This is a genomic window from Pseudomonas sp. P5_A2_2 (assembly GCF_054177685.1).
This window is the reverse complement of sequence record NZ_JBGCUL010000713.1, coordinates 1-2,377: the sequence shown is the minus strand read 5'-3', so window position 1 is coordinate 2,377 and position 2,377 is coordinate 1. Positions and strand designations below refer to the sequence as shown.

Here is a 2,377-nt window from a genome sequence, read left to right as displayed (position 1 = left end):
GGGCGATGCGACCATCAACGGTCATCGCTGCAAGACCAACACCGCATCGAACACCGCCTACCGTGGGTTCGGCGGCCCGCAAGGCATGGTCGCCATCGAAGAAGTGATGGACGCCATCGCCCGGCACCTGGCCCTGGATCCGTTGGCGGTGCGCAAGGCCAACTACTACGGCAAGACCGAGCGCAACGTCACCCACTACTACCAGACTGTCGAGCACAACATGCTCGAAGAGATGACCGCGGAACTTGAAGAAAGCAGCCAGTACGCCGAGCGTCGCGAAGCGATCCGTCGCTACAACGCCAACAGCCCGATCCTGAAAAAAGGCCTGGCGCTGACCCCGGTGAAATTCGGCATTTCCTTCACCGCGAGTTTCCTCAACCAGGCAGGAGCACTGGTGCACGTCTACACCGACGGCAGCATCCACCTCAACCACGGCGGCACCGAAATGGGCCAGGGCCTGAACACCAAGGTCGCGCAGGTCGTGGCCGAAGTGTTCCAGGTGGAAATGGACCGCGTGCAGATCACCGCGACCAACACCGACAAAGTGCCGAACACCTCGCCGACCGCCGCTTCCAGCGGTGCCGACCTGAACGGCAAGGCCGCGCAGAACGCTGCCGAAACCATCAAGCAACGCTTGGTGGAATTCGCCGCTCGCCAATACAAGGTCAGCGAAGAAGACGTGGAATTCCACAACGGCCACGTGCGGGTTCGCGATCACATCCTGACCTTCGAAGCACTGATTCAGCAGGCGTATTTCGCCCAGGTGTCGCTGTCGAGCACCGGCTTCTACAAGACCCCGAAAATCTACTACGACCGCAGCCAGGCCCGTGGCCGGCCGTTCTACTACTTCGCCTTCGGCGCGGCGTGCTGCGAAGTGCTGGTCGATACCCTGACCGGCGAATACAAGATGCTGCGCACCGATATCCTCCACGACGTCGGCGCCTCGCTGAACCCGGCCATCGACATCGGTCAGGTCGAGGGCGGTTTCATCCAGGGCATGGGCTGGCTGACCATGGAAGAGCTGGTGTGGAACAACAAGGGCAAGCTGATGACCAATGGCCCGGCCAGCTACAAGATCCCGGCCGTGGCGGACATGCCGCTGGACCTGCGGGTGAAGCTGGTGGAAAACCGCAAGAACCCGGAAGACACGGTGTTCCATTCCAAGGCTGTGGGCGAGCCGCCGTTCATGCTCGGCATTGCCTCGTGGTGTGCGATCAAGGACGCGGTGGCAAGCCTGGGCGATTACAAGCATCAACCGAAAATCGACGCACCGGCGACTCCGGAGCGGGTGTTGTGGGGTTGTGAGCAGATGCGCCAGTTGAAGGCGGCGAAGGCTGTCGAAGCCGAGACCGAGTTGGCTTCGCTCTAAGACCGAGGTGCGGCTATCGCGAGCAAGCTCGCTCCCACAGGGTTATGTGCTGACTGATGGACCTGTACAAATCCAATGTGGGAGCGAGCTTGCTCGCGATGGCGGACTAACAGACACACAGATGTCGAGGTGAACATGTACAACTGGATCGACGCCCTCGCCGACCTGCAAAACCGGGGTGAGCCCTGCGTGCTGGTCACTATCATCGAAGAGCTCGGCTCGACGCCGCGCAACGCTGGCTCGAAGATGGTCATCAGCGCGAACCAGAGCTTCGACACCATCGGTGGCGGGCACCTGGAATACAAGGCCATGAAGATCGCCCGCGAGATGCTCGCCAGCGGCAAGCAGGACACGCATCTGGAGCGCTTCAGCCTCGGCGCCAGCCTGGGCCAATGCTGCGGTGGTGCGACGGTATTGCTGTTCGAACCGATGGGCCAGGTGCAGGCGCAGATCGCCGTGTTCGGTGYCGGCCACGTGGGCCGCGCACTGGTGCCACTGCTCGCTGGCCTGCCCTGCCGGGTGCGCTGGATCGACTCGCGGGAGGAAGAATTCCCCGAGCAGATCCCCCACGGTGTGCGCAAGATCGTCAGCGAAGAACCGGTGGATGAAATCGATGACCTGCCCGCCGGCAGCTATTGCATCGTGATGACCCACAACCATCAACTCGACCTCGAACTGACCGCTGCGATCCTCAAGCGCAACGACTTYGCCTACTTCGGTCTGATCGGCTCGAAGACCAAACGCGTGAAGTTCGAACATCGCCTGCGCGACCGCGGTTTCGACAGCAGCGTTGTGCAACGCATGCGCTGCCCGATGGGCATCGGCGAAGTCAAAGGCAAATTGCCTGTGGAAATCGCCATCTCCATCGCCGGCGAAATCATCGCCACCTATAACGCGAACTTCGGGCAGCACACCGCCAGCGCCGGATCGATTGCCAAACTGCTGCCTGCGTCACGCCGCAGCCAAGCGTCGAACTAAAGAGCCACCATTTGAGAACGCCCATGCCAC

2 protein-coding genes are annotated in these 2,377 nt (G+C 61.6%); both read left to right on the top strand.

Annotated elements, in window-relative coordinates:
* Positions 1 to 1,369: molybdopterin cofactor-binding domain-containing protein (locus tag ACXRVY_RS24655; RefSeq protein ID WP_458238487.1), on the top strand; the 1,369-nt coding region annotated here is incomplete at its 5' end.
* 135 nt (positions 1,370 to 1,504) lie between these two features.
* Entirely contained in the window at positions 1,505 to 2,347 is an 843-nt protein-coding gene (xdhC, locus tag ACXRVY_RS24650; RefSeq protein ID WP_458238486.1) for a xanthine dehydrogenase accessory protein XdhC, read from the top strand.
* The last annotated feature ends 30 nt before the right edge of the window (positions 2,348 to 2,377 follow it).